The 4,196-nt window shown below is 68.3% G+C and carries 4 protein-coding genes; 2 read left to right on the top strand and 2 right to left on the bottom strand.

Annotated elements, in window-relative coordinates:
• A partial coding sequence (locus tag IP86_RS24730) for a MaoC/PaaZ C-terminal domain-containing protein (RefSeq protein ID WP_197279978.1) occupies positions 1 to 670 on the top strand: 670 nt, incomplete at its 5' end.
• Positions 671 to 735: 65 nt separating this feature from the next.
• Positions 736 to 1,752: a quinone oxidoreductase family protein gene (locus IP86_RS24735; protein WP_054165099.1), complete on the top strand. Its 1,017-nt coding sequence runs from the start codon at positions 736 to 738 to the stop codon at positions 1,750 to 1,752.
• A 58-nt stretch (positions 1,753 to 1,810) separates the two neighbouring features.
• Here the strand turns inward: IP86_RS24735 and IP86_RS24740 are convergent, their stop codons facing one another.
• Together IP86_RS24740 and IP86_RS24745 are read right to left on the bottom strand one after the other, a co-directional pair.
• Positions 1,811 to 2,776, bottom strand: a complete 966-nt coding sequence (locus IP86_RS24740; protein WP_054165097.1) for a fatty acid desaturase family protein — start codon at positions 2,774 to 2,776, stop codon at positions 1,811 to 1,813.
• A 51-nt stretch (positions 2,777 to 2,827) separates the two neighbouring features.
• The gene (locus IP86_RS24745) at positions 2,828 to 4,054 is read right to left on the bottom strand and encodes a bifunctional alpha/beta hydrolase/OsmC family protein (RefSeq protein ID WP_054165098.1); all 1,227 of its coding nucleotides are present in this window, start codon (positions 4,052 to 4,054) and stop codon (positions 2,828 to 2,830) included.
• Positions 4,055 to 4,196: the final 142 nt, after the last annotated feature.

Genomic DNA, 4,196 nt, shown 5'->3' on the forward strand with positions numbered 1-4,196 from the left:
CGTCGATCGCGACGACGCGGCGGAATCGACCGGCCACGGCCCGCCGCTGCCGGCGCTGCTGCACGGCGGCCCCGGCCGCGCCGGCGGCGGCGAGGAGCTCGGCGGCCTGCGCAGCGTGGTTCACTACATGCAGCGCACCGCGATCCAGGCCTCGCCGCACCGGCTCGCCAAGCTCACCGGCGTTTGGGGCCGCGGCGCGCCGGCGCCGGCCGCCGATGTGCATCCGTTCAAGCTGAATTACAACGAACTCGAAATCGGTCAAAGCATCGAGACCGCGAGCCGCCCGATCACGCTCGACGATATCGAACACTTCGCGCACTTCACCGGCGACACGTTCTACGCCCACATGGACGAGGCCGCCGCCAAGGCCAACCCGTTCTTCCCCGGCCGCGTCGCGCACGGTTATCTGATCCTGGCGTTCGCCGCCGGCCTGTTCGTCGATCCCGCACCGGGCCCGCTGCTCGCCAATTACGGCCTCGACAATCTGCGCTTCCTCAAGCCGGTGTCGCCCGACGACAGCATCAAGGTGAAGCTGACGGTGAAGCAGAAGTCGCCGGCGCGCCGGCCCGAATACGGCGAGGTGCGCTGGGATGTCGAGGTCGTCAACCAGAACGGCGAACCGGTGGCGCGCTATGATCTGCTGACGATGAGTGCGCGCCCGGCCGCATAGCAGGCCGCGGCGAAATCTGGCAGAACACGGCGCCGCGCGACGCGGCGTTCTGCCGGAGCTCGATGATGACCGAAACCGCCACCCCCGCCTTCAAAACGGCCGAAGCGCGCTGCGTCCGCCTCAATGCCAAGGCGAACGACGCAGCCGCGATTGCGCCGGCGATCGAGCGCTTGCCGCTGGCGCGTCGCGCCGAGACCGACGTGCTGATCGAACTGCGCGCCGCCGCGGTCAATCCGTCCGACGTCAAAGCGGCGACCGGGCTGATGCCTTACGCGGTGTTTCCGCGCACGCCGGGTCGCGACTATGCCGGCGTGGTGATCGACGGCCCGACCGACTGGATCGGCCGCGACGTGTTCGGCTCGTCCGGCGATCTCGGCATCCGCCGCGACGGCACGCACGCGACGCATCTCGTCGTCGAAGCCGCCGCTCTGGTCGAGAAGCCGGCGAGCGTGACGTGGGAGGAGGCGGCCGGCATCGGCGTGCCGTTCGTCACCGCCGCCGAAGGCCTGCGCCGTGCCGCGCTGGCAAGCGGCGAGACGCTGGTGATCATGGGCATCAACGGCAAGGTCGGGCAGGCCGCGGCGCAGATCGCGACCTGGCGCGGCGCCCGCGTCATCGGCGTGGTGCGCAAGGCCGAGCCCTATGCGGGCCACGCCAGCGCGCCGGTGGAGATGATCGACTCGTCGTCGGTGGACGTCGCCGCACGCATCCGCGACCTCACCGCCGGCAAGGGCGCCGACGTGGTGTTCAACACTGTCGGCGATCCGTATTTCGCTGCGGCGAATGCAGCGCTCGGCCTGCGCGGTCGGCAGATCCTGATCGCCGCCGTCAAGCGCATCGTCGAATTCGACATTCTCGCCTTCTACCGCGCCCAGCATACGTATGTCGGCATCGATACGCTCGGCTTCTCCTCGATCGCGACAGGCGAGGTGTTGCGCGCGTTGGGACCGGGGTTCGCCAGCGGCGCCTTGCAGCCGTTTCCGATCGTCGCGAGTGCGGTGTATGCGCTGGATCAGGCGCAGCTCGCCTACCGAGCCGTCGCGGATTCGTCGCGCGATCGAGTCATTCTTCGGCCGGAGTAAAGCCAGTGGAACGCGTCTGCGGTCGGCAACTCGCCTTTGCGGCGCACGTCGCTGCGCGTCACTCCGCGGCCACCGCGCGTTGACGCGCCGTAGCGAGTTTCAGCACGTCGAGATAGGACGGCGCCACCGTCACCCGGCCGACCAGGCCCTTGTCGTGCAGCAAGCGGTGCGCCTCGGGAAGGTTGTAGCAGGGCAGATACATGAACAGATGATGCTCGGCGTGGTAGTTCACCCAATAGGGAGCGATCAGCGCCCGCTCGAGTGGGTTCGCGAGCGTGGTCCGGGCTTGCGTGAACGGGTCGGCGCTGGTCGACGTACAGGCATGCTCGGCGATGTTGCGGATCCGGGTGACCAGCGGCAACCAGGTCGCCATCGCCACCAGCCACACGCCCACATACCAGACGCCCGCGCCGCAGAGCCAGAACAGCACGAGCAACACCGCGTTCGCCGCCAGGAAGCGCTTGGTGCGATCGGCACCGGTGGCGACGAAGCTCTCGTGGTCGACGCTGTCGCCGGCCGCGCGAGGCGTGAACAGAGCCTTCAACAGCGGCAGGCGTTGTTTGACGAAGGTCTGCCCGGTGAGATCGCGGACCGCCTTGCGGACGAAACTGTCCTTGCTGATCGGAAACGGGGCCGACAGCACGAGATCCGGATCTTCGGGCTGCTGCGTGTATTTGTGATGCTGCAGATGATAGCGGCGATAGGCGGGCAGGTCGGCGCCGACCGGCACGGCGCACAGCCATTGCCCGATCCATTCGTTCAGCTTCGGATCGCGGTGCAATCCGCCATGCGCCGCCTCGTGCATCAGGATGGCCAGTCCGAGCTGACGCGTGCCGACGATCATCACGGCGATCAGCCAGGTCAGCGGATTCGGCCACAGCGTCACCAGCGCGATCGCCAGGCCGATCGTGCCCCAGGCATGCGCGACCAGCCATAGTCCGCGCGCGGAACTGCGGCGCGTCAGCCGCGCCCATTCATCTGCGGTGAAAATCGTCTTCGGATCGATCCGCGGCACCGCCGGCATCGTCGCCTCCCGATTTGTTTTTCCGCAGTGTCGCGTGACGGTGCCGTGGCGTCAATCGGCGGCGCGCGTCACGATCTTCACTTCCGACGTCAGCGTGCGGTGCACCGGGCATTTGTCGGCAATCTCGATCAGCTTGGCGCGTTGCTCGGCGTCGAGGTCGCCTTCGAAGGCGATGACGCGTTCGATGCGGTCGAGCAGGCCGACCTTGGTCTCGCAATCGGCGCAGTCCTCGGCGTGGATCTTGGCGTGGCTCAGCGTCACCGTGGTGCGCTCCAGCGGCAGCTGCTTGCGGTCGGCATAGAGCCGGACCGTCATCGAGGTGCAGGCACCGAGCGCCGAGAGCAGCAGGTCGTACGGCCCCGGACCGGAATCGGCGCCGCCGACCGCGACCGGCTCGTCGGCCAGTGAGCGGTGCGGCCCGACCGCGACGCGCTGTTGAAATTTGCCGTTGCCGGTTTCCTGCACGGTGACGATGCGCGGCACCTCCGGCGCGCCGGCCGGCATCGCCGCAGGCTTCGGCGCGTCGAGATAGCGCTCGGCCCAGGCGGCGATCACGTCGGCCGCGTAGTTGGCATCGCGGCGGTCGCCGAGCAGATGATCGGCGTGGTCGAGCGAGACGAAGCTCTTCGGATGCTTGGCGGCGAGAAACAGCTTGGTGGCGTTGTCTATGCCGACGGTGTCGTCGCCGGGCGCATGCAGGATCAGCAGCGCCTTGTGCAGCTTGGCCACGTGCGTCAGCAGATTGTGCTCGGCGGCATCGTCGAGAAACTCGCGCTTGATGGTGAAGGGGCGGCCGGCGAGCGTCACCTCGACGCGGCCATCGGCGCGGATGGCATCGACCTGCTCGGCGAACAGATGCGTGACGTGCGACGGATCGGACGGCGCCGCAATGGTCGCGACCGCCTTGGCCTCCGGGATCTGCGCCGCAGCCGCCAGCACCGCGGCGCCGCCGAGGCTGTGCCCGATCAGCAGCGTCGGCGCCTGATACGAGGCGCGCAGATGATCGGCGGCCAAGACGAGATCGGCGACGTTGGAGGAGAAGGTCGCATTCTCGAACCCACCCTCGCTGGCGCCGAGCCCCGTGAAGTCGAAGCGCAGCACGGCGATGCCGCGCGCCGCCAGCGCGGTGGCGATCCGCCGCGCAGCGAGGTTGTCCTTGCTGCAGGTGAAGCAATGCGCCAGCAGGGCGAAAGCGACCGGTGTGGTCTCCGGCAGACCGAGCGCCGCAGCGAGCTGATGGCCACCGCTGCCGGTGAATTGAAAACGTTCGGTCGGCATGGGTGCTCCTCTCGTCATTCCGGGGCGCGCGAAGCGCGAGCCCGGAATCCATAACCCCTGACATTGCCCTTAAAGCACCGCGTTGCGACGCCGTAATCACATCTCTGCGGGCGGGGAATATGGATTCCGGGCTCGCGGGCTG

Source organism: Rhodopseudomonas sp. AAP120 (genome assembly GCF_001295845.1).
Lineage (GTDB): Bacteria > Pseudomonadota > Alphaproteobacteria > Rhizobiales > Xanthobacteraceae > Rhodopseudomonas.

Bases quoted from the DNA above. Each gene is read 5' to 3' on its own strand.
- IP86_RS24735 (WP_054165099.1), top strand. From the start codon at position 736: ATGACCGAAACCGCCACCCCCGCCTTCAAAACGGCCGAAGCGCGCTGC.
- IP86_RS24740 (WP_054165097.1), bottom strand. From the start codon at position 2,776: ATGCCGGCGGTGCCGCGGATCGATCCGAAGACGATTTTCACCGCAGAT.
- IP86_RS24745 (WP_054165098.1), bottom strand. From the start codon at position 4,054: ATGCCGACCGAACGTTTTCAATTCACCGGCAGCGGTGGCCATCAGCTC.